Raw genomic sequence first — 803 nt, 5'->3', positions numbered from 1 at the left:
TCGCCGGCGAAGTCACCACCTCTGCGTGGGTCGACATCGAAGACCTGACCCGCAACGTGATCAACCAGATCGGCTACGACAACTCCAATGTCGGCTTCGACGGTCACACCTGCGCCATCATCAACATGCTCGGCAAGCAGTCCCCGGACATCGCCGCCGGCGTTGACGGTACCGACAAGAAGAGCAAGAAGCTGGAAGAACAGGGCGCTGGCGACCAGGGCCTGATGTTCGGCTATGCCTGCAACGAAGCCCCGGAATTCATGCCGGCGCCGCTCTATTACTCGCACCGTCTGGTCGAGCAGCAGGCCAAGGTCCGCAAGAAGAAGAACTCGCCGCTGCCGTGGCTGCGTCCGGACGCCAAGAGCCAGGTCACCCTGCGCTACGCCCAGGACGGCAAGATCGAAGGCCTGGATGCGGTGGTGCTGTCGACCCAGCACGACCCGGGCATCAAGCAGAAGGACCTGATCGAGGCCGTGCGCGAGCACATCCTCAAGCCGGTCCTGCCGAAGGCATGGCTGGACAAGCTGCCGAAGAACAAGGTGCACATCAACCCGACCGGCATCTTCGTGATCGGCGGCCCGGTGGGCGACTGCGGCCTGACCGGCCGCAAGATCATCGTCGACACCTACGGCGGCATGGCCCGTCACGGTGGTGGCGCGTTCTCCGGCAAGGACCCGTCCAAGGTTGACCGTTCGGCCGCCTACGCTGCCCGCTACGTGTCCTTTATACACATCTGACGCTGCCGACGATATGCAGGGTGGACAGCTCGATGGTTGGTTGCTACTATCACACAAAATCAGACA

Annotated in this window: 1 pseudogene; it reads left to right on the top strand. The window is 62.6% G+C overall.

The features are described 5' to 3' along the window. A pseudogene (gene metK / locus ABB26_RS18380) lies at positions 1–722 on the top strand (methionine adenosyltransferase); the annotation flags it as partial. Positions 723–803 lie beyond the last annotated feature (81 nt).

The sequence above is a fragment of the Stenotrophomonas humi genome (assembly GCF_001431415.1).
GTDB lineage: Bacteria > Pseudomonadota > Gammaproteobacteria > Xanthomonadales > Xanthomonadaceae > Stenotrophomonas > Stenotrophomonas humi.
This window is presented reverse-complemented; position numbering and strand designations above follow the sequence as displayed.